This window comes from Burkholderia metallica, assembly GCF_902832845.1.
Lineage (GTDB): Bacteria > Pseudomonadota > Gammaproteobacteria > Burkholderiales > Burkholderiaceae > Burkholderia > Burkholderia metallica.
This window is the reverse complement of record NZ_CADFDB010000001.1, coordinates 539121-563764: the sequence shown is the minus strand read 5'-3', so window position 1 is coordinate 563764 and position 24644 is coordinate 539121. Positions and strand designations below refer to the sequence as shown.

Genomic DNA, 24644 nt, shown 5'->3' with positions numbered 1-24644 from the left:
CGTCGATCGGGTGGCAAGCCGGATCGGGCAGAACACCGTCCGGATTCTTGAGACCGTACTGGCGAAACCGGCTTTCGTCGGCTTCGGGGCCACCCGCGCCTCCGCTACACGTCCGAAACCACCGACTCCCCCGCGCCATCGCGCTTCCCCGCACTCCGACCGCCAACTCTTATATAAGACATAAGACATTTGACGTTAAAGCGCATTGAGATTAGAATCCGGCTGCAAAGCAGTGCCTGGAACAGCCCCGGAGTGCCGGCAAGGCCTTCCCCTCAAACGCAATATCAGCAGGTCTCCCCATGCTTGAAAACTTTCGTGCTCACGTGGCCGCCCGCGCCGCGCTCGGTATTCCTCCCCTGCCGCTGACGGCTCAACAGACCGCCGAACTGGTGGAACTGCTGACGAACCCGCCGGCCGGCGAAGAGCAGACGCTGCTCGACCTGATCACCCATCGCGTGCCTGCCGGCGTCGACGAAGCCGCCCGCGTGAAGGCCGGCTTCCTGGCCGCCGTGGCCAAGGGCGAGACCGCCTGCCCGCTGATCTCGCGCGAACGCGCGACCGAACTGCTCGGCACGATGCTCGGCGGCTACAACATCCAGCCGCTGATCGAGCTGCTGTCCGATGAAGCCGTGGCCGCCGTCGCCGCCGACGCACTGAAGAAAACCCTGCTGATGTTCGACCAGTTCCACGACGTGAAGGAACTCGCCGACAAGGGCAACGCGCACGCGAAGGCCGTGCTGCAAAGCTGGGCCGACGCCGAATGGTTCACGAGCCGTCCGGAAGTGCCGCAAAGCCTGACCATCACCGTGTTCAAGGTCACGGGCGAAACCAACACCGACGACCTGTCGCCGGCGCCGGACGCCACCACCCGCCCCGACATCCCGATGCACGCGCTGGCGATGCTGAAGAACGCGCGCCCGGGCATCACGCCGGAAGAAGACGGCAAGCGCGGCCCCGTCAAGTTCATCGAATCGCTGAAGGAAAAGGGTCACCTGGTCGCCTACGTGGGCGACGTGGTCGGCACCGGCTCCTCGCGCAAGTCGGCCACCAACTCGGTGCTGTGGTTCACCGGCGAAGACATCCCGTTCGTGCCGAACAAGCGCTTCGGCGGCGTGTGCCTCGGCGGCAAGATCGCCCCGATCTTCTACAACACGATGGAAGATGCCGGCGCGCTGCCGATCGAGCTCGACGTGTCGCAGATGAACATGGGCGACGTGGTCGAACTGCGCCCGTACGAAGGCAAGGCGCTGAAGGACGGCAAGGTCATCGCCGAATTCCAGGTCAAGTCCGACGTGCTGTTCGACGAAGTGCGCGCCGGCGGCCGCATTCCGCTGATCATCGGCCGCGGCCTGACCGCGAAGGCGCGTGAAGCGCTGGGCCTCGCGCCGTCGACGCTGTTCCGCCTGCCGCACCAGCCGGCCGACAGCGGCAAGGGCTTCTCGCTCGCGCAGAAGATGGTCGGCCGCGCGTGCGGTCTGCCGGAAGGCCAGGGCGTGCGCCCGGGCACGTACTGCGAACCGAAGATGACCTCGGTCGGCTCGCAGGACACCACGGGCCCGATGACCCGCGACGAACTGAAGGATCTCGCGTGCCTCGGCTTCTCGGCCGACCTCGTGATGCAGTCGTTCTGCCACACCGCCGCGTATCCGAAGCCGGTCGACGTGAAGACGCACCAGACGCTGCCGAACTTCATCAGCACGCGCGGCGGCATCGCGCTGCGCCCGGGCGACGGCGTGATCCACTCGTGGCTGAACCGCATGCTGCTGCCCGACACCGTCGGTACCGGCGGCGATTCGCACACGCGCTTCCCGATCGGCATCAGCTTCCCGGCAGGCTCGGGCCTGGTCGCGTTCGCGGCCGCCACCGGCACGATGCCGCTCGACATGCCGGAATCGGTGCTGGTCCGCTTCAAGGGCAACATGCAGCCGGGCGTCACGCTGCGCGACCTCGTCAACGCGATTCCGCTGTACGCGATCAAGCAGGGCATGCTGACGGTCGCCAAGCAAGGCAAGAAGAACATCTTCTCGGGCCGCATCCTCGAAATCGAAGGCCTCCCCGACCTGAAGGTCGAGCAGGCGTTCGAGCTGTCGGATGCGTCGGCAGAGCGTTCGGCGGCCGGGTGCACGGTGCGCCTGAACAAGGAACCGATCATCGAGTACCTGAACAGCAACATCACGCTGCTGAAGTGGATGATCGCGCAGGGCTACCAGGATCCGCGCAGCCTGCAGCGCCGGATCGCGGCGATGGAACAGTGGCTGGCCGACCCGCAACTGCTGTCGCCGGATGCCGACGCCGAGTACGCGGCCGTCATCGAGATCGACCTCGCCGACATCCATGAGCCGATCGTCGCATGCCCGAACGATCCGGACGACGTGAAGACGCTGTCCGACGTCGCCGGCGCGAAGATCGACGAAGTGTTCATCGGCTCGTGCATGACCAACATCGGTCACTTCCGTGCCGCGTCGAAGCTGCTCGAAGGCAAGCGCGACATTCCGGTCAAGCTGTGGGTCGCGCCGCCGACCAAGATGGACCAGAAGCAGCTGACCGAAGAAGGTCACTACGGCGTGTTCGGCACGGCCGGCGCGCGTACCGAAATGCCGGGTTGCTCGCTGTGCATGGGTAACCAGGCCCAGGTGCGCGAAGGCGCGACGGTCATGTCGACGTCGACCCGCAACTTCCCGAACCGTCTCGGCAAGAACACGAACGTGTATCTCGGCTCGGCAGAACTGGCCGCAATCTGCTCGCGTCTGGGCAAGATTCCGACCAAGGAAGAGTACATGGCCGACATGGGCGTGCTCAGCGCGAACGGCGACAAGATCTACAAGTACATGAACTTCGACCAGATCGAAGACTTCAAGGAAGTGGCCGACACCGTGCAGTTGTAAGCACGCGCAGGGGCTGCGACGGGCGGTCGACGTCGCAGCGCCACGCGATGGCGTCGCAGGCTCAATGCCTGCGGCGCCATTTTTTATCCGGCGCCGGGATTCCGGTCGATCAGCCGTCGAATGACCGGCGATTCAAGCGCCGTGTCGCGACGGTCACGTGCCGTCGCCGCCCGGCTCGCGGCGGATCGCCAGTTCGTTGAAGCCGGTGTGCGGGTCGGGCTCGCGCGCAAAGCGATGCGCGGGCAGCACGGCCAGCAGGATCTCGGCGGTCGTGCGCACCACGCAGCCGCTGGCCACATGGCCGCCGGACACGCGGCCGACGCGATCGGAAACGGACATGTGCAGGTGTGCGCCGTCCGGCGATACCGAGCCGGCCAGCGTCAGGATTTCGAGGTCGCCGCGCAGTTCGGTCGGCGCGTCGGCCCCGGCGAAGCGCAACTGCGCGACGCTCAGGCTGCCGATGCCCTGGATCACGAATGCCGCGTGCGCGTCGTGCCGACGCAATGCATGCTCGATCGACGCGCGCAGGTCGTCGCCGGGGGACAGACGCAGAGGGTGGGCTTGCATGGTCGCGATCCTGTTCGGAGCCGGGATGTCGACAAAGGGTAAGTTCGCGCCACCAATCGGGCAAGGCCGTCGTCGCCCGGTCGGTCGGCGGCGGCACGCATTGCGCGCCCTCGTTGCAGCGAAAATTTCCCGGCCGTGATGTATCGTCTTCCCGGTATCGGTTCGTCCGCTACCGTTCGACTCCAGTTCACCGGCGCACACCGCCCCTACGGCATGCGTTCGCACCGGCCGCGACATATCGGCTAGGCATGCGCGGGCGAATGGTCTAGCCTGCACCGTATTCCACGCGAACCACCCATCCGAACCCGTTCCGATGACAGCGATTCCGAACCGACGATACCGGCTGCGCGGCGGCCTGCTTGGCCTGCTGATCGGCGACGCGCTGGGCGTGCCGTACGAATTCCACGACGCGGCGTCGATCCCGCCGCCCGCCGCGATCGACATGACGCCGCCGCCCGGCTTTGCGCGCGCACACGACGGCGTGCCGCCCGGCACCTGGAGCGACGACGGCGCGCAGGCGCTCGCGTTGCTCGACGCGCTGACGGACGACCGCAGCCTGAACCTCGATGCGTTCGCCCGCAACCTGCAGGACTGGTTTCATCGCGGCGCCTTCACGCCGGACGGCTGCGTGTTCGACGTCGGCCTGCAGACGCAGCGGGCGCTCCATGCGCTGGCGGCCGGCGCGGCGCCGTCAGCGGCCGGCCCGGACGGCGAGCACGACAACGGCAACGGCGCATTGATGCGCTGCTTTCCGGTGGTGATGGCCGCCGCATCGCGCGACGAAACGATCCGGCTCGCGTGCCGGCAGAGCGTCGTCACGCACGGCCACGTGCGCTCGCAGCTGTGCTGTGCGCTCTATGGGCTGACGGCGTGGGGCATCGTCGAAGGCCAGCCCGCGCCCGATGCGGTGCGCGCGGCCGAAGACGAGCTGCTGACGCGCTACGCGGGCACGGCCGACGAGATCGAACTGAAGGTCGTGCTCGATGGCCGCTTCGATGCGCCGCAAGGCTCCGGGTACGTGGTCGACAGCTTCTGGTCGTCGATCCATTGCCTGCTGTCGACGCGCAGCTACGAAGACTGCGTGAAGCGCGCGATCGCGCTCGGCAACGACACGGATACGACGGCGGCCATCGCCGGCAGCCTCGCCGGCGCGCTGTATGGCGAGCAGGCGCTGCCCGATCGATGGAGGGCGACGCTGCGCGGGAGAGACATGGTCGAGGACCGGCTCGCGAAGCTGTGAGTCATCGCGCCGGCGCCCAAGTGCCCCGCATGCCTGCGCATCACGCGCGCCGGTCGCTCGCCAGCAACCCGTACAGCGCGCTGTCCGACACTTCGTCGCCGACGATCCAGCGTTCGCGCAGCACCCCTTCTCGCGTGAACCCGAGCCGTTCGAGCAACTGCGCCGATGCGACGTTGCGCGGATCGATATCGGCTTCAATCCGGTTCAGCCGCAGCGTGCCGAACGCGTGATCGAGCACGGCCGATGCCGCCTCGCGCATGTAGCCGCCGCGCCAGAACGCGCGCCGCAGGCTGAAGCCGATCTCGGCGCGCCGGCATTGGTCGTTCGCATGGAACAGCGCGCATTCGCCGAGCGCTTCGCCGGTTTCCCGCAGTTCGAGCACGCAGATCAGGTCCTGTCCGCTCGCGGACGTCGTCAGGTTGCGCGCGACGCGCTCGACGGCCTGTTCGACGCGCGTCATCGGCGCGAACGAGAAATAGCGCATCGCTTCCACATCCGACCAGATCTCGAAGAACGCGTGCGCGTCGGCTTCGCGCAGCGGCCGCAGGAGGAGGCGGGAGGTACTCAGCGTGACGGGTTCGAACACGGGCATGGCGACAGTCGTTCTGAAAACGGAAGCGTGAATTAGAACACGCAAGCCGCAAGCCGGTCACTGCGCGCGTTCGCACGACGCGCTCTGCACCGGCACCCGCGGCGCGCCAGACAAAAAGGCCCGGACATCCGCCCGGGCCTCGTCACGTCATCCGCTACCACCGGCCGCGCTTACGCTTCCAGCGCTTCGAGCACCTTCCCCTTCGTCTCGATGCCGACGAAGTGCACGGTCAGCGCCGCGATCAGCGGCACGACGCCGATCAGGTAGAACGCCGGCGCGAGGTTCCCGCCGATAATCGCGTGCGGCACGACCATCGGCGCGACGAACGATGCGATCTTCAGCCACGCGCTGCCGAGCCCGCAGCCCGACGCGCGGATGCTCGTCGGATACTGCTCCGGCGTATAGACGTACGCGGTAATGAACCCCGACGCCATCAACCCGAGCGACAGCGAGCAGAAAAGCGCAACGACGTACACCGACGACGCGTGATAGATGCCCGCGAGCGCCAACGACAGCGCGCACAGCACGAACGACCAGACGATCACCGGCTTGCGGCCGAGCTTGTCGACGAGCAGCGCGGACGCCAGCGACCCGAGCACGCCCATCACCGAGCCGATCACCGCGAGGTTCAGCGCGAGCTGCAGCGGCGCGTGATAGAAGTTCTTGTAGATCGTCGGCAGCCACGTCGACAGCCCGTACTGGATGAACCCACAGGTCGCCCACAACGTCGCGACCGCGAGCGTGCGCTTGCGATACGCGGCGCTGAACAGGTCGCTCATCTTGCGCTTCGGATGCTGGCGCACCATCTCGTCGAACGCGGCCGCCTGCGTGACGGGCGGCAGTTCGCCGCGCACCGACGTTTCGAACGCGCCGACCGCCCGCCCTGCTTCGGCCAGACGCCCGCGCGACGCGAGCCAGCGCGGCGACTCCGGCACGAGGCGCGTAAGCACCAGCGACAGGATCAGCGGCAGCCCGCCGACGAAGTACATGATTTCCCAGCCGAAGCGCGGCACGAGCCATGCGCCGAGCGCCATCGACACGAGCAGGCCGATCGGGAACACGATCTCGTACAGCAGCACGAAACGGCCGCGGCCATGGGCGCGCGTGATCTCGTTGATGTACGTCGCGGCGACCGGCAGCTCGCCGCCGAGGCCGAGGCCCTGCAAGATCCGCAGCAGCACGAAGATCTCGAACGTCGGCGCGAAGCCGCATGCGATGCTCGTGACGCCGATCACGGCCGAACTCCACGCGATCGCCTTCACGCGGCCGTGTTTCTCGGACAGCGCGGGAAACAGGAAGGCGCCGATCAGCTGGCCGATCGCGCCGGACGCGATCAGCATGCCGATCTGCGTCGGCGACAGCCCCCATTTGTGAATCAGCAGCGGCAGCGTCGCCGCGATCGTGATCACGTCGAAGCCGTCGAAGAACGTTGCGGTGCCGATCAGCACGCGCGCACGGATCTGCATCGCGTTGGCAGGAAGCCGCTCGAGCCGCGCGATGATCGCGCCGGGCGTGGAGGCGGCAGCTTCCATCGTGGCGCGTCCGGCCACGACGTTGTCGAAAGTGCTCATGCGGGGAGTCTCCTGTGTCTCGTCGCGCGGTCAGGCCAAGGCCTTGCTCGTGTCTGCCAGGGCTTCCGTATCGACTGCCCGGCCCTGGTTCATCCACTTGCGCGCGAGTTTCAGCTCGCGCGCGTTGTTGACGGCGATGACACCTCTCACATGTCCTTCGCCCACGAAAAACAACGTCGCCCGACGCGCGGCCAGCTCGCCGCGCACGACGAGCTGCGCATCGGCCGGCAGATCGCCGAGGATCTGCAGGTTCACGTCGTACTGATCGGACCAGAACCACGGAATCTCCGCGTACGGCGCACGCACGCCTAGCACCGCCTTCGCGGCCGCGATCGCCTGGTTCTGCGCATTGGCCCACGATTCGAGCCGCACGCGCCGCTTCAGCCAGCCGTTGTGATGGTTCGCGACGTCGCCGCACGCGAAGATCGCCGGGTCGCTCGTCGCGCCGAATTCGTCGACGACTATGCCGTCGTCGACGGCCAGCCCCGCGTCGCTCGCGAGCGACGCGTTCAGCGCGATGCCGATGCCGGCCACCGCGAAATCGGCGTCGATCGTCGTGCCGTCGGCAAGCGTCGCGCGGACCTTCGACGCATCGCCCGGCTGCGCGTCGAGCGACGCGAGTGCCGCACCGAGCCGCACGTCGACGCCGTTCGCGCGATGCAGGTCGAGCAGGAAATCCGACACGATCTGCGGCACCGAGCGGCCGCACAGCCGCGGCGCCCCTTCGACCACCACGGCGTCGACGCCGAGCTTGCGCGCGGTCGCCGCGACTTCGAGGCCGATCCAGCCGCCGCCGATCACGAGCACGCGCCGGCTCGCGCGCAGCTTCTCGCCAAGCGCGGACGCTTCGTCGAGCGTGCGCAGGTAATGCAGGTTCGGCGTCCTGACGATCGAATCCGGCAGGCGGCGCGACGTGCCGCCGGTCGCGATCACGAGGCGGTCGTATTCGATCTCGCGGCCGCTTGCGGTTTTCACGACGCGGCGGGCGCGGTCGATCGACGCGGCGCGTTCCGGCTGCCACGCTTCGACGTTCAGCGTGTCGAATTCGTCCGGGCGCACGACGCGCACGGTGTCGATGTCGGCGTCGCCGGCCAGCACGGCCTTCGACAGCGGCGGGCGCTCGTACGGCAGATGCGGTTCGTCCGCGATCATCACGAGGCGGCCCGCGTAGCCTTCCGCGCGCAGCGTCTTCAGCACCCAGCCGGCCGCCTGGCCGCCGCCGATCACGACGACCGTGCCGGGCGCGGCCTGCTCCTGTGTGGTCCCTTCGCTCACGATTTGCGCTCCGTCATGAACTTGCCTTCCGGCGCCTTCGCGTCCTTCTGCCGGCGCGTGTTGCCGTCGAGGCCGCCGTCGACGGCCCATTCGGCGAACACGGTCGGGCCCGGTTCGAATTCGCGCGGCTGCCACTCGGGCGTCAGCATGTCCTCGTCCGCGTAGTACTCGATCAGGCCGCCGGCCGGATTCTGGAAGTACCAGAAGTACGCGGACGACACCGGGTGGCGTCCCGGGCCGAGTTGCGTTTGCCAGCCGCAGCGGTCGATGTGCAGGCCGCCGCCGAACACTTCGTGAATATCGCGCACGGTGAACGCGACATGGTTCAGGCCGCGTTTGCCGTTCGGCAGCGCGAGCAGGAACAGGTCGTGGTGGCCGCCGTGCGGCGCGCAGCGCATGAACGCACCGCGGCCCGGATAACGGTCGGACGTCTCGAAGCCGAGCAGCTCGTGATAGAACTTTTCCTGTGCGTCGAGGCAGTTCGTGAAGAACACCACGTGGCCGACCTCGACCGGCTCCGCGCGTGCGTAGATCGGGCTCGGCTGGTCGACGCGCAGCGTGCGGCCCCACACGTTCGACGGCGAGCCGGTGATGTCGAGTTCACGCTTGCGCGTGACTTCGATGCGAATCGCCATCCCGTTCGGGTCGGTACAGCCGAGCGCGTCCTTCCGTGCGTAAAAGCCGGGCTGGCCGGCGAGCTTGCCGCGCAGCGCGTCGAGTTCCTGCTGCGTCGCGACGCCCCACGTGACTTCGCGCACCGTCGGGCCCGCTTCGAACGCGGGCGGCAGCGCCGGATCGTCGGCCTTGACGACCAGCACGGTGCAGCCGTTCAGCGTCTCGAAGCGTGCTTGCGTGTCGTCGTGCTCGACTTCCTTCAGCCCCCAGTCGGCGAAAAAGCGCCGGCAGGTCGCGAGATCGTCGACGCCGTACGTGATCTGCTCGATTCCCAAAATGCTCATTGCGTCATTCCCCTTCGCTCAGTTCGCCCACGGCAGCGGCGCGTCGTTCAATCCCCAGTAGAGGCTCTTCTGCTGCATGTACTCGCGGATACCGAGGCGCCCCTTCTCGCGCCCCATCCCGCTCTCCTTCCAGCCCGAGAACGGCGTGGAGATCGAAAACAGCTTGTACGTGTTGATCCAGACGGTGCCCGTCTCCAGCGCACGCGCGATGCGCCATGCGCGCTTGTAGTCGCGCGTCCAGATGCCGGCCGCAAGACCGAACACGCTGTCGTTCGCCTCCACGATCAGCGACGCTTCGTCGTCGAACGGCATCGCGACGAGCACCGGCCCGAAGATTTCTTCCTGGCAGATGCGCGCGCTGTTCGGCAGACCTTCGAGAATCGTCGGCTGATAGAAGAAGCCGTCTTCGCGGCCGTCGCCCGACGGCCGCTCGCCGCCGCACAGCAGGCGGCCGCCTTCCTCGAGGCCGAGCGCGACGTAGCGCTCCACCGATTCGCGATGCTTCGCGGTGATCAGCGGCCCCATCTGCGTGTCGGGCCGCGTCGGGTCGCCCACGCGCAGCTTGCGGGCGCCGGCCACCAGGCGTCGCATGAATTCGTCGTACACCGAGCGCTGCACGAACAGCCGTGAGCCCGCGATGCACGCTTCGCCCGACGAGCTGAAGATGCCGTACAGCACGCCGTTGACCGCGTGATCGAGATTGGCGTCGTCGCATACGATCGTCGGCGACTTGCCGCCGAGTTCGAGCGACACGGGCATCAGCTTCTCGGCCGCGATGCGCGCGATGCCGCGGCCCACTTCGGTGCCGCCGGTAAACGACACCTTCTTCACCAGCGGATGCCGCACGAGCACGTCGCCGATCACCGAGCCCTTGCCCGGCAGCACGCTCAGCACGCCCTTCGGCACGCCGGCTTCCTCGCAGATGCGCGCCAGCGCGAGCGACACGAGCGGCGTGACTTCGGCCGGCTTCAACACCACCGCGTTGCCGCCCGCGAGCGCCGGCGCGAGCTTCTGCGCGTCGGACGCGATCGGCGAATTCCACGGCGTGATCGCCGCGATCACGCCGATCGGTTCGTACACGCTCATCGTCAGGTAGTCGCCGCGCGACGGCGTCAGCTCTTCGTCGAGCGTTTCGAGGCACGCCGCGAAATAGCGGAACGTGTTCGCGGCGCTCGCCACCAGCACGCGCGTCTCGCCGATTGGCTTGCCGTTGTCGCGACGCTGCAGGTTCGCGAGCGCTTCGTGGCGCTGCATGATCAGATCGGCGATGCGGTACAGCACCTGCGCGCGCAGATGCGGCTTCAGCCCGGCCCAGTCGGCGCGGCGCCACGCGGCATCGGCGGCCACGACGGCGTCGGCCGCGTCTTGCGCGTCCGCGGTCGACACTTCCATGTTCAGCGACTGGTCGGCCGGATAGATGCTCGCGTAAGGCGCGCCACGGCCGCGCCGCCATTCGCCGCCGATCAGGATGTTGCCGTCGGGTACGAGGCGCGTATCGAAAGGAGTCATGTCACAAGTCCCACAAATCTGTCTCTGCAGGCTCGCCCGCGCCGTGGCGCGGGCGGGCATTCAATGGCCCGGTCAGATCACACAGCGGGCCGCGCGGTTGCGCAGCGCGCGGATCGCGCTGTACGCCGTCAGCGCGGACGTCTTCGGGTTGTCGGGCAGCGGTTTGCCGCTCATTTCCAGCGACATCTCGCCGAACGCGCCGCGCGCGGTGATGCGATGCACGTTGCGCTCGACCGCCGGATCGGCGATCAGGCGCACGTGCGTCGCATCGAGGCCGAGGCCCGCGAGCGCGACGGTCGCCGCGACGTTCGCGTTCTTCGGATACAGCCGCGCGGCGTCGCGCGCGGTGCCTTCGAAGATCACCTTCTCCTCGGTCATCGCGCGCAGGTCGCACAGTTCTTCGGCGGGCGTGCCGAGCCAGCCGAGCGGCGGCTTGCGGCCGACGTACAGCACTTCGTCGAGGCCGCCCTGCTTCGCGGACGCCAGCGCGTCGATGCCGCCGATCGCGCCGGACAGCAGCGTCACGGTTGCGTCGCCTTCGTCGGCGGCCTGGGCGAGCACGTCGAGCAGCGCGAGATCGGACAGCGCACCGATCGACGCGACCGCGCAGTCGGTGCCGGCCTTCAGCAGCGGCACGACGTGATCGACGAGCGCACTGTGGCCCGCGCATTCGAGCGCGAACCCGGGGCGGCGGGCCAGTGCGTCGACCGACGACACGACCTCCACCGCGCCGCCCAGCTCGCGCTGCACCGCCGCGCGCTGGTGTTCCGGCACGATCACGTGCGCGATGCGCAGCGACGCATCGTGCTCGACCGCGTGGTACACGGCCGCGCCGATCGCACCGAAGCCGATCATCGCGACGTCGACGGGTGCGTGGCCGTTACGCATACTGGCGCTCCGACGGTTCTTCCTTCTTGACCGGCGGGCCCGCGAAATTCGACGCGAACGAGCCGACCGACAGCATGTCGACCTCGACCATCACCGGGCCTTCCTTCGCCATCCCTTCGCGCACGATCGCTTCGGCGTCGTCGAGCGACGTGATCCGGTAGTGCGTGAGGCCGAAGCTCGCGCAGAACTGCGCGAAATCCGGCTGGTGCAGCTGCACGAAGCAGCGGCGGCCGCCGTAATGCGCGTCCTGGATGTTGCGGATCACGCCGTAGCACTGGTCGTTCATCAGCACGATCATCACGTTCGCGTTTTCCTGCACGGCCGTGACGAGTTCGCCGACGTTGACCATCAGGCCGCCGTCGCCGACGAGGCAGACCGTCTTCGCAGCCGCGCCCGCGAGCGCCGCCCCGATGCCCATCTGGATGCCCTGGCCGATGCCGCCGCCGAGCGCATGCACGCCCGAGCGCGGCTCGAAGATCTTCAGCAGGCGGTTGCCCCACGTGCTGTTCGAGATCGTCACGTCGCGCACCCAGTTGTAGTCGCGGCCGACGGCGGCCTGCAGCGTGTCGACGAGCTGCTTGTACGGCCCGAGGCCCTTCGACACGTCGGCCACCGCCTGTTCGCGGGCCGTCGCGAGATCGACCGCGAACTGCGGATCGACCGTCAGGCGGCCTTCGAGGCGGTCGGCCAGCTCGGCCAGCACGCGCTTCGAATCGCCGTGCACGAACAGCGCGTTGCGATAGCCGCGGTTGTCGGCGAGCGCATCGGCGTCGACGCGGAACAGCGGCTGCGGCAGCCCGAGCTTGTACTTCAGCGTCTCGTTGCCGCGCAGGCGCGAGCCGACGACGACGAGCGCATCGCAGGTCTTGTAGAACGCTTCGACGGACGCGTGCACGTTGAATGCGCCGAGCGTGGCCGGGTGATCCTCCGGCAGCACGCCGCGGCCCTGCACGCTCGTCACGACGCCGAAGCCGAGCTTCACGAGGCGTTCGACTTCCTCGCGTGCGTGGCGCGCGCCGCCGCCGAGCCACAGCAGCGGGCGGCGCTTCTCGGCCAGCGCGTCGGCGAGCTTCGCGACGCGTGCGGAGTCGTGTTCGCGCACCGCGACGTACGCCGGCGCAAGGTCGTCCGGCCATTCGATTTCGGCGGCCTGGATGTCGATCGGAATCTCGACGGACACGGGGCCCGTCGGTGCGGTCTGCGCGACGCGCACGGCTTCGCGGATCGTCGGCAGCACGGTTTCGACGGTGCGCACGCGGAACGCGGCCTTCGAGATCGAGTCGAGCATCGACAGCTGATCGGGCGCTTCGTGGATGTACGCGAGATCCTGATCCAGATACGGCGTTTCGATCTGCCCCGTCACGTGCAGCAGCGCGGTGCCGGCCGTCAGCGCCTCGACCATCGCGCCGGCCGCGTTGCCGGCCGCCGTGCCCGTGCTCGTGAACGCGACGCCGAGGCCGCCCGACACGCGGGCCAGGCCGTCGGCCATGTTCAACGCACCGGCTTCGCCGCGCGCGCCGACGTACCGGATGTTGCCGCGCGAGTTGATCGCGTCGAGGATCGGCATGTTGTGGATCGAGATGACACCGAATGCGGTCTTCACGCCGCACTGCTCGAGAAAGGCGGCAATCAGCTCGCCAACCGTGGTTTTTTTAGACATGGCGTGCAAAGCCTCCAGAAACGTCGATATGGCTGCCCGTCGTGTAGGACGACAGATGCGTTGCGAGATAAAAGAGCGCCCAGGCGGCCTCGTCAGGCTTGCCGAAGCGGTTCAGCGGAATGTTCTTCTTGCGGGCGAGCGCGCCCGTCCAGTCGTCCCAGCTTTCGCCGGCCTGCGCCTGCGCTTCGTAGCGGCGGCGCCACTGCCCCGACTCGACGATGCCGATCAGGATCGAGTTCACGCGGATGCGCTGCGGCGCGAGTTCGGTCGCGAGCGACTTCACGAGGCTCAGCACGCCCGCGCGCGCCGACGACGTCGCGACCATGTGCGGCTCCGGCTGCAGCGCGAGCAGCGAGTTCACGCAGGTGATCGTCGGCGCCTGCGCGTCGCGCAGCAGCGGCAGGAACGCGCGCGTCGGGCGGATGATGCTGAAATACTTCAGTTCGAGCTCTTCGCGCCACGCGTCGTCGGTCGTGTCGGCGAAGGTCGATACGCGGCCCTGGCCGGCGTTGTTGACCAGCATGTCGGCGCGGCCGAAGCGCGCGGACACCGCCTGCGCGAACGCAGCCACATCGGCTTCGTCGAGCACGTTGCAGCGCACGGCGAGCAATTGCGCGCCCGGATATTTTTCGACGAGCATCGCTTCGGCGCGCGCGAGGCGCTCGCCGTCCCGGCCGCAAATCGCGACCGATGCGCCCGCCTGCAGAAACCGTTCGGCGGTCGCGAGGCCGATGCCGGACGAACCGCCCGTCACCACCGCCACCTGCCCGGTCAGATCGATCTGAATCATCGGAGTCCTAATGCTTTCATGAACGTGTGCTCGTCGTCCGAGCGGTAATTGAGCCGCCGCGACAGTTCTGCCGCCGCGCGCTGCACCTTGTCGATCAGGCCGTCCGCGATCAGCGCCGCGTCGATTTCCGGCCGCGGCACCGTCACCGTGATGCACGCGACGATCCGCTGCGTTTCGTTGCGCACCGGCGCCGTGACCACCGAAATGCCGCGCTCGAACGACGAGTTGCTGACGCCGTAGCCGCGCAGCGCATCCTCGCGGATCACCGCATACAGCGCGTCGACCGTTTCCGGCGTCGCGTTCGTCATCCGGTTCAGTGTGCCTTCCGGATACAGCGCTTGCAGTTCCTTCAACGACAGGTCGCCCATCAGCACGTGGCCGTGCGTCGTCGCATGCGCGGGCAGGCGCGTGCCGACGTTCACGCGGATCGAGCTGAACACCGGCGCCTGGCTCTGCGCCTTCGCGACGAACACCACGTCGCGGCCGTCGCGGATCACGATGTGCGTCGTGAAGCCGGTCGCATCGCGCAGGCTCTCGATCACCGGCAGGCCGAGATCGGTCAGCTCCAGCGAGCTCAGGTATTCGAAGCCGAGCCGCAGCACGGCGATGCCGAGCTTGTAGTTGCGATCCTTGTCCGCGCGCTCGAGGAAGCCGAGCGATTCGAGCGTCTGCAGCAGACGGAACACCGTCGTGCGCGGAATGCCGAGCCGCTTCGACAGCTCGGGCGCACCGAGCACGGGCTCGCGCGGCGAGAATTCCGCGAGGATCCGCAGCCCGCGTTCGAGGCCGGGCACGACGTAACTGGCTTCGGCCCTCGCGTTCTCGAGTTCGGGTTGTTTCAGCGGTTCGTTCATGCCAGCCCCCGCTGCGAGTCGCACTGACGGCAGAACGTGTCGATCAGTGCGGAATAAACGGCCGGTGCCTCGACATAGCCGGCATGACCGGCTTGCGGAATCACCTGCAGCCCGACGTGCGCGGCCGCGGCGATCCGCTCGCACGCGGCAGGCGGCGTGATCGCGTCGTTCGCGCCGACGGCCACGGCCGTGCGGCCGCGAAAACCGGCGAGATCGGCCGCGAGATCGGCGTTCGCGAGCAGATGCGTGGCCTGCGCGTAGCCGGCCGGCACGATGCGCGCCATGTTCCAGCGCACCCACGCGCGCGCCTCCTCGTTCGCGAAACCAGACAGCATGTTGCCGCTGCGCTGCTCGGCGAGCCCCGCCGGGCCGAGTGCGGCGAGCATCGCGAGCCGCGCGTCGCGACGCGATTCGCGCGTTTCGGCGGGCGCGCCGCCGTAGCCGCCCGCGGGCGACACCAGCAGCAGGCCGGCGATCCGCGCGGGCATCGCGCGGGCGAGACCGCCCGCGATGATCGCGCCGAGCGAGTGGCCGACCAGCACGCAGCGTTCGATGCCGAGTGCCTCGAGCCACGCGTTCAGCGACGCCGCGTAATCGGCGGCGGCCGGCGACTCGCCGTGCACCGGCGTCGACACGCCGTAACCGGGCGCATCCCACGCGAGCACGCGCCGCGATGCGCCGAGCGTGTCGAGCTGGCGCACCCACGATGCGGCGCCCGACCCGATGCCGTGCAGCAGCACGACGGGCAGCGCGCGGCCCGCATGCTGCGCGCCGGCCTCACGGTAGCCGATCGTGCCCGCTGCGCCGGCCGCGCAACGCTGTTCGGGAAACTGCCCGAGCAGCGCGGCGAACGCCGCGGTGCGGTCGCGTTCACGTTTGTCGATGACACTCATTGCTCAGCCGCTCCGTCTCAACGCTTGATCTTCGCGAGCGGCGAATCGGGCGGATACGTCGGCGTGACCGGCTTCGGCGAACCGAGCATCACGCACATCAGCGCATCTTCCTCGCCGATGTTGATTTCCGTGCGATACACGCCCGGCGGCACCGAGATCAGGTCGCGCTCGCCGAGGACCGCTTCCCACGTCTCGCCGTCACGCTCGCAGATCACCTTCATCTTGCCGCGCAGCACGAAGAAGATTTCCTCGACGTCCATGTGGATGTGGCTCGGGCCGATGTTGCCGGCCGGGATGACCATCGTCGAGAACGTGAAGCCGCCGGCCGGCACCGTGTTGACGTCCTTCGCGACGCCCGTGCCGCCAGTGCCGACGTAGCGCATCTGCGCGCGGCGGTACTTCGGGTCGTAGTCGGCCTGGAACTTCAGTGCGTCCCAGTCGTAGCGACGCGTCGCATAGCGCGCCACGCGCCCTTCCATCCAGTCGTTGAAGCTTGCGCCTTCCGGCTGGTCCCACGACTTGCGTTCGAGATCGGCGTCCGCCATCGTCCTCTCCTTCATCAGAGTGAAAACTTCAGTTCAATCAATTCATCACGAAGCCGCCGTTGACCGGCAGCAACTGCCCCGTCACGAAGCGCGCGCCGTCCGACAGCAGGAACAGCACCGGGCCCGTCACGTCGTCGGGCACCTGCGCGCGCGTCAGCGCGCGGCCCTGCATGTAGAACGCGTGGCGCTCGGCCGGCACGTAGGCGGTCGCCTCGACTTCGGTGAGCCCCGGCGCGATCGCGTTGACCGTCACGCCGTGCGCGCCGAATTCGCGCGCCTGCGCATGCGTCATCGCGATCACTGCACCCTTGCTGGCGACGTACGCGAGCAGCTTCGGCGCGCCCCACAGCGCGGTGTCCGATGCGAGGTTCACGATCGCGCCGCGGCCCGACTGCGCGAGGTGCGGCAGCGCCGCATTGCTGACGAGCCACACGCCGCGCACGTTCACGTTCATCACGGCGTCCCAGGTCGACACGTCGAGCTCCGTCGACAGCTTGCCGCCCGAGTTCGTGATCGCCGCGTTGTTGATCAGCGCGTCGATGCCGCCGAGCGCCGCCGCGCCCTGCGCGACGAACGCGTCGACGCTCGCCGGATCGGCGAGATCGAGTGCAAAGAAATGCGCGACGTGGCCCGCTTCGGCGAGTTGCGCGGCAAGCGCACGGCCTTCGTCGGCCAGCACGTCGCCGAACGCGACCTGCGCGCCCGCTTCGACGAGCGCCGTCACGAACGCCGCGCCGAGCCCGCGCGCGCCGCCCGTGACGAGCACGCGGCGCCCCGCGAGCGACACGACCGGAGCGCGCTCAGCCATTCGACGGCTCCGCCGCGGCCTGCGCCGCACGATGCGCGTCGAGCGCGGAGAGATGCTCCTGCGCACGCTGGCGCAGCATCCGGCGCACGCGCGTGATGCCGACGTCGTGCTGATACAGGTATTCGTGATCGCGGGCCTGCGGCGCGAGGCTTTCGAGGACGTAGCGGTCCTGCTCGAGCACGTCCCAGTGCAGCCCCTCGAGGCGGTTGCGATACATGAAGCGCCACACGTCGCGCTGCCAGCCGCTGACCTTGCGCGTGCGCCAGAAGTAGACCTGGCAGTGGTCGCCGTCGACCGGCGTCGCGAAGCCGATGATCCCGAAGTTGCCGCCCGGGCCGAACTTCTGCTTGTACGGAATCGCGAGGCGCATCCACAGGCAGCCCGTTTCGCCGAGCTCGACCCAGTCGAAGTTCACGTCGCGCTGGCCGACCTTCTCGAACATCAGGCCCGTTTCCGTCTTGCGCACGCGCATGTCGGCCTGCTTGTCGCCTTCGGCCATCGAGTGTGAGGTGGCATGCAGGTACGCACCGTGCATCGGGTCCATCACGTTGTCGATCGCGTACTGGTAATTGCACTTCCAGTTCGACACGCACAGGAAGTGCGCGTATTCGTCGGCGACCAGTTCTTCCGGCAGGTTCAGCGGCGCCGGCTCGCCGTGCGCTTCGTCGCCGAACCACAGGAAGATCGCGCCGGCCTTCTCTTCGACCGGGTACGACTTCACGCACTTCGTGCCTTCGAGCGGACAGTTCGACACGGCCGGCACGCGGTTGACCGTGCCGCCGCCGTCAACTTCGATGCCGTGATACCAGCAGGCGATGTTGCCGCCGAGGTTCCAGCCGAGCGACAGGCGCGCGCCGCGGTGCGGGCAGCGATCTTCGAGCGCATGGACCTTGCCGTCGTGATCGCGCCACAGCACGATCTGCTCGGACAGGCGCGTGAGGCCGACAGGCGCATTCGACACCTGCCAGCTCGGCGCGACGGGATACCAGTAGTTCTTGATGCCGCGGTCGAGATAGTCACGGACCGGGTCGTGTTGGACTGCGTGTTGTGCGGGGGACGTCATCAGTGTGCTCCGGATGCGGTTGTCGTCGGCTCGGCGGTCAGCGCGTCAGCGCGCTCACTCCGCGAGCGAGGCCATTTCGGCGCGGAAGCGCTCGGCGGTCCACGCGGTGCCGTCCGGCGCGCGGAAGCCGATGCGGTTCAGGCCCGCGACGACGTCGTCCAGCTCGGTCGCGCCGGCTTCGAACACGCGTTCGAGCGCGTCGCCGAGGTCGTTTTCGTACTGGGTCGGCGCGGCCTTGCGGTTCTGCCAGACCTGGTTCTCGACCTGGCCGGGGATCTCGATCTGCCCCTTGCCCGCGACGTTGTTCGGCTGCGGCGCCACCCACGGCTTCAGGAAGGGATTGAAGTTGACGGTCGCTTCTTTCATGTCATTCCACCTTGATCTGGATTTCCTCGCCGGCGAGGCGCACCGCGTACTGCTTCAGTGCGCGCCCGCCCGGACCCTTCAGGCATTCGCCCGTCCTGATGTCGAACACGGCCTCGTGCAGCGGGCATTCGACGGTGCCTTCGTCGACGAACCCCTGCGTCAGCAGCGCGTACGCATGCGGACATACGTTCTCGAGCGCATACACGTCGTCGCCGACGCGGTAGATCCCGATTTCGACGCCGTCGGTCCGCTTGAACTCGATCGGCGTGTCTTCCGACAGCGCGCCGGCGTGTCCGGCGCAAATCCATTGTTCAGACATCTCAACCCTTCCTTCTGAGCGACGCTCGGTTTGTTCCGATTTGTTCCATATCCGGAACAGCAGTTTATGGATGGTGATTATAGGAGCGACTTTCCACGAGTAAAACAAAAAGCTGCATGTCCTAGGGAAAACACCGACCGCGCGCTCAACGAACCCGCCGCCCTACCTTATCGAATGTAATTTTTTGTTATTCGGCAGGGATTTACCGACTTTTTCACGGATTCGCTCCGCGCAGCCGGGTCGCACCGCAAGCTCATCCGTCCCGAAAAATTTATTTTTGATTCGGCGCTGCACACCCCTATACTCCATTCCATCAGAGGCACATTGTTCCTTATATGGAACATAAAAATGCCCGCTCGATGGCGAAAACGCACGATGGCCGGCCGTTCTTCCGTGCATGCCGCCATGGCACGTTTTCATCAGGTACGGAGATTCAGGAGATCAAATGGTCAAGCAAGCGGTAGCAGCAGCAATGATCGGATTGGGCGCCGCGTCGGGCGCGTGGGCGCAGAGCAGCGTGGTGCTGTACGGCAGCCTCGATGCGGGGGTCGCTTACGTGAACAACGTCGGCGGCCATGCGAAGTGGGCGATGATCCAGGGCAATACGCAGCCCGACCGGTGGGGCCTGAAGGGCAAGGAAGACCTCGGCGACGGCCTGTCGGCGATCTTCCAGCTCGAAAACGGCTTCTATACGAACAACGGGCAGTTCGCGACCGCGAACACGATCTGGAACCGCGCGGCATTCGTCGGCCTCGGTTCGGAGCGCTACGGCACGCTGACGCTCGGCCGCCAGACGCCGCTGTCGTTCGACTATCTCGATCCGCTCAGCACGGCCTATCTCGCGATGAGCTGGTACGCGTTCCACCCAGGCAACATCGACGGTCTCGCCGCGACCGGCAACGTGCCGTACAACAACTCGGTCAAGTACCGGTCGCCGGCCTTCGCGGGCTTCTCGGCCGCGGCGACGATGGCGCTCGGCAACACGACGAACTTCTCGACCGGCAAATCGGTCGGCGTCGCGCTGAATTATGCGAACGGGCCGTTCAAGGCGTCGGCCGTGTACTCGAACGAGCACGACCGCTCGATCCTGATCGGCACGACCGGCATCACGTCGTTCCAGGGGCAGAACACCGCGAACGGCTACACAGCGAGCAAGGTGGAGAACATCGGTGCGGGCGCGTCCTACCAGTTCGGCGACTTCCTTGTGCATGGCCTGTACACGCGCACGAAGATGCAGTCGAACGGTTTTTCGGACACGTTCCAGAGCTACGATGCGGGCGTGAACTACCGCAGCAGCGCGTTCAACACGATCGCGGGCGGCGCGGCGACCACGACGCTGGCCGGCCGCCGCTGGACGCAGGTCGAGCTCGGCGACATCTATGCGCTGTCGAAGCGCACGCAACTCTATGCGAACGTGTTGTACGAACACGGGTCGGGCGGCGCGAAGGCCGCGTTCTTCACGGCAGGCGTGTCGAGCACCGCGAACCAGGTGATCGTGCTCACCGGGATTCACCACTCGTTCTGAACGGGATCGGGCGTTCGGCGCCCGATAAGACAAAAGCGGCCCGCGGGCCGCTTTTGTCTTGGGGAGTACTGATGTCGTTTGCCGACGACGCATCCGCGCATCGGCGCATCGAGTCGCCCGAATACCGGGAGATTTCCAGGGATCGGCACACAGACGCTGGCGCGCACGCGCGATCGATGTGCGGCCGCGAGCCGGTCGCGCACCGGAAACCGGAACCCTCAGAACATCGCGACCTTGTGGCGCGCGTGCGCGAACGTCGGGTCGCTTTCGAGCGGACGATAGTTCAGCCGCTGCGACAGGTCGACCGCCGCGCCGCACACGGCTTCGACGAGCCGCTCCTTCTCGCCGGCCTCGCCGATCTCCGAGCGCGGCACCGTCGCGGTGATCGCCGCGACGATCGAGCCCGAATGATCGCGCACCGGCGCCGTCACGGCGGAGATGCCGCTCTCGAACGCCGCCTCGCTGACCGCATAGCCGAGCCGCGCGTAATGGCGCACGCGTTCGTACAGTTCGTCGACGGTGCCCGGCGTGCGCTCGGTGAACTGCTCGAGGCGCTTTTCCGGATAGAGCTGGCGCAGCGCGTCGCGCGTCAGGTCGCCCATCAGCACGTGGCCGTGCACGGTCGCATGCGCGGGCAGGCGCGTGCCGACGTGCACCTTCACCGAGCCGAACATCGACGCGTTGCTCTGCGCTTTCGCGACGAACACGACGTCGCGCTGGTCGCGGATCAACAGATGCGTCGAAAAGCCGGTGGCATCGCGCAACCGTTCGAGCACGGGCGCGCCGAGATCGGTCAGTTCGAGCGAATTCAGGTATTCGAAGCCGAGCCGCAGCACGCCGACACCCAGCCGGAAATAGCGGTCGCCGTTCACGCGCTCGAGGAAGCCGAGCGCTTCGAGCGTCTGCAGCAGGCGGAACGTGGTCGTGCGCGGAATGCCGATGCGCTTCGACAACTCGGGCGCGCCGAGCACGGGCTCGCGCGCGGAGAATTCGGCGAGAATCCGCAGCCCGCGTTCGAGGCCCGGCACCAGGTAGGACGACGCGCCGCCGGACGATTCGTCGTCGGCGGGCGCCGCGCGGTCGGGTGCGCCGCTCATCGTTGTCTTGGCCATGTGGACATGGACGGTAGGAAATCAGTCACGAAACAGGTCACGGATCGTCGTGGATAGTCAGTCATGCTACCTCAGTGCGCACGCGGGTTCATACCCGCTCGCATCGCGACGCCGTGGAGAGTCAGTCATTCACGGTCGAGAGGATAGCAGCGATGGAAGGCGCGACGCCATGCAGGAACGTGAAGCGCGGCGCATGGCCCGCACGTGTCGAATGGAACGGACCATTTGGCGCAGGTGACGCAAATGGACAGACGCGCCGCGAGCGCTGTTGCGCAAAGCGCACGGGGCAACCGCGTGGAGCGCACGGAAAAACGGAAAACGATCGGAAAACCGCCCGGCGCCGGGCGGCAAATGATGAAGACGATCCTCGGGCGAAATCGACGCGACGGCGCGACGCGACGGCGTCAGGCCGTCACGGCGGCGTCATACTCGGCGCGGGCAAGCTGGCCGGCTGCATAAGCCTCGGCTTCGCCGCGAAAGCCTTCCCGGCTGAACGCGACGACTTTCACGCCGACGCCGGTCGCCCGCTTCACCGTCAGCGCCCATTGCCATCCGCCGTCTTGTTCAAAGACGTGCAGCGAGGGTTCGAAGGAAGGGTCGAATACGGTCACGCGTTGTGCTCCTGCCCCTTGCGCGTCGCATCGGCGACGCTCGGGGCATGTCGAAAAGATCGCGCCGGGACTCGACGCGATTCTGCCAATCGTGAGTCTAGTCAATGATTGTTGCGACGCACCATCAGAGGTTTCACTCATCTATCAAAACCGGGCGGTCGATCGAGTTTGCCTGAAACCCATATGCCACGGGCCTCAGCGCCGTTTCGGCGTACACGGCGCGACGCTCGTGCGGCAACGTGCCGCACACGCGAACGCTTGCCTGCATCGGTCGCCCGTGAATCGCGAAAACGGGGCACGAATCTTCCGAAGTCCCCGTCGATCAGAGCTGTGACCGCCCGATATCGGCCAGCACCACGCGCCGGAACGTCAGGTTCACGCGCTCGCCCTGCACGCCCGGCGCTTTCGGCACACGATGCTGCCATTCGGCCTGCGTGCGCCCGCGCATCACGAGCAGGCTGCCGTGCACGAGACGATACGCATGCGTGACGCCGGTCGCGCGATGACGAAGATCGAACACGCGCATCGCGCCGAGGCTCACCGACGCGATCACCGGCGCGTCGCCGAGCTCGGGCTCGTTGTCCGCGTGCCAGCCGAGGCTGTCCTGCCCGTTGCGGTAGCGATTGAGCAGCACGCTGTTGAAACTTGCGCCGCACGTCGCCTCGACCGCGCGCTTCAGGTCCAACACGGCCGGCGTCCACGGCGCCGGCACGTTGTGGATTCCCGAATACACGTAGACGGCATCCGGCTCGCCCTGCCACGCGGTGAGCCGCGGCAACGGAATGCGGCCGCGCGGCGTGCGGATCGTATCCTGCTTCCACGCGACCTCGACGATCAGCGCGGCCAGCGCGCGATCGGCATCTGGCGGCGCGAGCCAGTCCGGGTACCAGTCCACTTCGGGAGCCGGCGTGTCAGCGAAGAGATCGGGGGTCGACATGTCGAAAGGAACGCGATGAACGCAGCGAGCGGTGCATGCCTGCATACTAGCCAACGGCATCGCGCACCGCCATGCGCTGTCATTCGCGGATGGAAGGTAACCGCCGCGTCATGCACCGTGCAACATGCGCCACGCGATGCGCGTTCGCCCGTCACGCGATCATCGCGGCGTGTCGCAGCGCACCCTGCCGAACGGCGCCGCTCTCTTCCGCCAGCCAGCCGGCCGACCTGTTCCCCCGCAGCCCGCGCTTCGACTTCGACGACATCGCGCGCATCGCGTGACGGCCGGCGCCCGTGCCCGCCTACGCCGGTCTTGCATCGGCTCCACGAATGATTTTTCCGAACGGGGGAAGGCGCACTACCGGCCGCGCGTCAGCCGGACCAGCGTGATCTCGGACGGCACGCCGAAACGGTTCGGCGGCCCCCAGTACCCGGTGCCGCGGCTCGTATAGAGCCACAGATCGCCGATGCGGGTCAGCCCGCCGATCACCGGCTGCTGCAGCCGCACGAACGGCGGCCACGGCAGGAACTGACCGCCGTGCGTATGCCCCGACAACTGCACGGTGAACCCCGCGCGGCTCGCCGCTTCCGCACTGCGCGGCTGGTGCGCGAGCAGGATCTTCGTGCCGACGTCGCGCGGCGCCCCGGCCAGCGCCTGCGCGGGGTCGCTGCGATGGGCGGGATCGAACCCGCCCGCGGTGAAATCGGTGACGCCCGCGAGCACCGCGCGCGCACCGTCATGCTCGATCAGCACGTGCTCGTTGAGCAGCACCGTCAGCCCGATCCGCCGGAACTCGTCGATCCACGCATGCGCGCCGGCGTAATACTCGTGGTTGCCCGTCACCAGGAAACTGCCATGTCGCGACTGCATGCGGCCGAGCGGCGCGGTGTGCTCGCGCAGGCGCTTGACCGAGCCGTCGACCACGTCGCCCGTCACGACGACGAGGTCGGCGTCGAGCGCATTGACCGCACGCACGATCCGTTCGACATAGGGCCGCTTGATCGTCGGCCCGACATGGATGTCGGACAGTTGCACGATCGTCAGCCCGTCGAGCCCGGCCGGTAGCCCCGCAACCGGAATCGACACGCGCTTGACCGCCGCCGTGCGGCGCGCACCGACGAACCCGACCGCCGTGACGAACACCGCGCCGGCCAGCACGCCGAGCGCCGTGTCGGTCGCCGCGCCGGGCCATGCGCCGTCGTGCCCGAGATGCCGCCAGGTCAATACACCGAGCAACACGAACTCGCGGAACAGCGTGAGCAGGAGCAGCGACGAGAAGAAGCCCATCACGAGCGCGCCGGCCCAGCCGACCAGCGTCGCCGCCCAGCCTTCGTCGAAGCGGCGCGAGAACATGCCGACCGGAATCAGCACGACGAAGCTCGCCAGCACGAGCGCGGCGATCGTGCGCGCGACCGGCGAAGCGAATGCGTCGGGAATGATCCGCATCCCGACGTACAGATGGAACAGCACGCCGATTGCAATGAACCGGACAAAGAAACTTCGCATGGAACGTTCACCTTCGTTGCGATACCGCGTTACCGCGTTCCGCGCCGCGCGTCGGACGAGGCCGTCGTGAGGCTTCGTGCCGCGCGGCGCGCCATACTTATGGATGGTACACAGATCGCAGCTGTGACGACCGTTCGCCGGTCGGGCTTCGACACCGTGCATCGCAACG

At 67.6% G+C, this 24644-nt stretch carries 23 protein-coding genes; 3 read left to right on the top strand and 20 right to left on the bottom strand.

The features are described from left to right. The first annotated feature begins 299 nt into the window (after window positions 1-299). Window positions 300-2885: a bifunctional aconitate hydratase 2/2-methylisocitrate dehydratase gene (gene acnB, locus HWX08_RS02470; RefSeq protein ID WP_069260253.1), complete on the top strand. Its 2586-nt coding sequence runs from the start codon at window positions 300-302 to the stop codon at window positions 2883-2885. Window positions 2886-3038: 153 nt separating this feature from the next. On the opposite strand, the gene HWX08_RS02465 is transcribed toward acnB, so the two are convergent. Further along, window positions 3039-3452: a PPC domain-containing DNA-binding protein gene (locus HWX08_RS02465; RefSeq protein WP_174920695.1), complete on the bottom strand. Its 414-nt coding sequence runs from the start codon at window positions 3450-3452 to the stop codon at window positions 3039-3041. Window positions 3453-3765: 313 nt separating this feature from the next. On the opposite strand from HWX08_RS02465, the gene HWX08_RS02460 reads away from it, so the two are divergent. After that, a complete protein-coding gene (locus tag HWX08_RS02460) occupies window positions 3766-4692 on the top strand; it encodes an ADP-ribosylglycohydrolase family protein (protein WP_174920694.1) in 927 nt (308 codons plus the stop codon). Between the two features lie 40 nt (window positions 4693-4732). Here the strand turns inward: HWX08_RS02460 and HWX08_RS02455 are convergent, their stop codons facing one another. The 15 genes from HWX08_RS02455 to HWX08_RS02385 all read right to left on the bottom strand — a co-directional run bounded on the left by HWX08_RS02455 (window position 4733) and on the right by HWX08_RS02385 (window position 18784). Next, on the bottom strand, window positions 4733-5284 hold the full coding sequence (locus HWX08_RS02455; protein ID WP_174920693.1) for a GNAT family N-acetyltransferase: 552 nt from the start codon (window positions 5282-5284) through the stop codon (window positions 4733-4735). A gap of 170 nt (window positions 5285-5454) precedes the next feature. Continuing rightward, window positions 5455-6855, bottom strand: a complete 1401-nt coding sequence (locus HWX08_RS02450; protein WP_174920692.1) for an MFS transporter — start codon at window positions 6853-6855, stop codon at window positions 5455-5457. 30 nt (window positions 6856-6885) lie between these two features. Beyond that, on the bottom strand, window positions 6886-8130 hold the full coding sequence (locus HWX08_RS02445) for an NAD(P)/FAD-dependent oxidoreductase (RefSeq protein WP_174920691.1): 1245 nt from the start codon (window positions 8128-8130) through the stop codon (window positions 6886-6888). Continuing rightward, window positions 8127-9089: a VOC family protein gene (locus HWX08_RS02440; RefSeq protein ID WP_069260258.1), complete on the bottom strand. Its 963-nt coding sequence runs from the start codon at window positions 9087-9089 to the stop codon at window positions 8127-8129. Before HWX08_RS02440 ends, HWX08_RS02445 begins: the two co-directional genes overlap by 4 nt. A gap of 18 nt (window positions 9090-9107) precedes the next feature. Then, window positions 9108-10598 (bottom strand): aldehyde dehydrogenase, encoded by a 1491-nt coding sequence (locus HWX08_RS02435; protein WP_174920690.1) that lies wholly within the window; start codon window positions 10596-10598, stop codon window positions 9108-9110. Between the two features lie 72 nt (window positions 10599-10670). After that, window positions 10671-11486 (bottom strand): aspartate dehydrogenase, encoded by an 816-nt coding sequence (locus HWX08_RS02430; RefSeq protein WP_069260260.1) that lies wholly within the window; start codon window positions 11484-11486, stop codon window positions 10671-10673. Then, window positions 11479-13146: a thiamine pyrophosphate-binding protein gene (locus HWX08_RS02425; protein WP_069260261.1), complete on the bottom strand. Its 1668-nt coding sequence runs from the start codon at window positions 13144-13146 to the stop codon at window positions 11479-11481. Before HWX08_RS02425 ends, HWX08_RS02430 begins: the two co-directional genes overlap by 8 nt. Then, complete coding sequence (locus tag HWX08_RS02420; RefSeq protein WP_069260262.1) at window positions 13139-13936, bottom strand: SDR family oxidoreductase; 798 nt, start codon at window positions 13934-13936, stop codon at window positions 13139-13141. The genes HWX08_RS02425 and HWX08_RS02420 overlap by 8 nt, the downstream gene beginning before the upstream one ends. Continuing rightward, on the bottom strand, window positions 13933-14790 hold the full coding sequence (locus tag HWX08_RS02415) for an IclR family transcriptional regulator (RefSeq protein ID WP_174920689.1): 858 nt from the start codon (window positions 14788-14790) through the stop codon (window positions 13933-13935). Before HWX08_RS02415 ends, HWX08_RS02420 begins: the two co-directional genes overlap by 4 nt. After that, complete coding sequence (locus tag HWX08_RS02410; RefSeq protein ID WP_174920688.1) at window positions 14787-15683, bottom strand: alpha/beta fold hydrolase; 897 nt, start codon at window positions 15681-15683, stop codon at window positions 14787-14789. The genes HWX08_RS02415 and HWX08_RS02410 overlap by 4 nt, the downstream gene beginning before the upstream one ends. A 17-nt stretch (window positions 15684-15700) precedes the next feature. Then, window positions 15701-16228 (bottom strand): cupin domain-containing protein, encoded by a 528-nt coding sequence (locus HWX08_RS02405; protein WP_069260265.1) that lies wholly within the window; start codon window positions 16226-16228, stop codon window positions 15701-15703. A 37-nt stretch (window positions 16229-16265) separates the two neighbouring features. Further along, window positions 16266-17036: an SDR family oxidoreductase gene (locus HWX08_RS02400; protein WP_174920687.1), complete on the bottom strand. Its 771-nt coding sequence runs from the start codon at window positions 17034-17036 to the stop codon at window positions 16266-16268. Further along, window positions 17029-18099 carry an aromatic ring-hydroxylating dioxygenase subunit alpha gene (locus tag HWX08_RS02395; protein ID WP_069260267.1) on the bottom strand — a complete coding sequence of 357 codons (1071 nt, stop codon included), beginning with the start codon at window positions 18097-18099 and terminating at the stop codon, window positions 17029-17031. The genes HWX08_RS02400 and HWX08_RS02395 overlap by 8 nt, the downstream gene beginning before the upstream one ends. 54 nt (window positions 18100-18153) lie before the next feature. Next, the gene (locus tag HWX08_RS02390) at window positions 18154-18465 is read right to left on the bottom strand and encodes a recombinase-like helix-turn-helix domain-containing protein (protein WP_027789383.1); all 312 of its coding nucleotides are present in this window, start codon (window positions 18463-18465) and stop codon (window positions 18154-18156) included. 1 nt (window position 18466) lies between these two features. Beyond that, window positions 18467-18784 carry a non-heme iron oxygenase ferredoxin subunit gene (locus HWX08_RS02385; protein WP_027789384.1) on the bottom strand — a complete coding sequence of 106 codons (318 nt, stop codon included), beginning with the start codon at window positions 18782-18784 and terminating at the stop codon, window positions 18467-18469. Window positions 18785-19229: 445 nt separating this feature from the next. Between HWX08_RS02385 and HWX08_RS02380 the strand changes: the two genes are divergently transcribed. Then, window positions 19230-20309, top strand: a complete 1080-nt coding sequence (locus HWX08_RS02380; RefSeq protein WP_174920686.1) for a porin — start codon at window positions 19230-19232, stop codon at window positions 20307-20309. 218 nt (window positions 20310-20527) lie between these two features. Here the strand turns inward: HWX08_RS02380 and HWX08_RS02375 are convergent, their stop codons facing one another. From HWX08_RS02375 to HWX08_RS02360, 4 genes are all read right to left on the bottom strand, one after another. Then, window positions 20528-21421, bottom strand: a complete 894-nt coding sequence (locus HWX08_RS02375) for an IclR family transcriptional regulator (RefSeq protein WP_069260269.1) — start codon at window positions 21419-21421, stop codon at window positions 20528-20530. A gap of 404 nt (window positions 21422-21825) precedes the next feature. Then, window positions 21826-22032 (bottom strand): hypothetical protein, encoded by a 207-nt coding sequence (locus tag HWX08_RS02370; protein WP_059585120.1) that lies wholly within the window; start codon window positions 22030-22032, stop codon window positions 21826-21828. A 322-nt stretch (window positions 22033-22354) separates the two neighbouring features. Then, the gene (locus tag HWX08_RS02365; protein WP_174920685.1) at window positions 22355-22969 is read right to left on the bottom strand and encodes an alpha-ketoglutarate-dependent dioxygenase AlkB family protein; all 615 of its coding nucleotides are present in this window, start codon (window positions 22967-22969) and stop codon (window positions 22355-22357) included. A gap of 357 nt (window positions 22970-23326) precedes the next feature. Next, window positions 23327-24475 (bottom strand): metallophosphoesterase, encoded by a 1149-nt coding sequence (locus tag HWX08_RS02360; protein ID WP_174920684.1) that lies wholly within the window; start codon window positions 24473-24475, stop codon window positions 23327-23329. Window positions 24476-24644 lie beyond the last annotated feature (169 nt).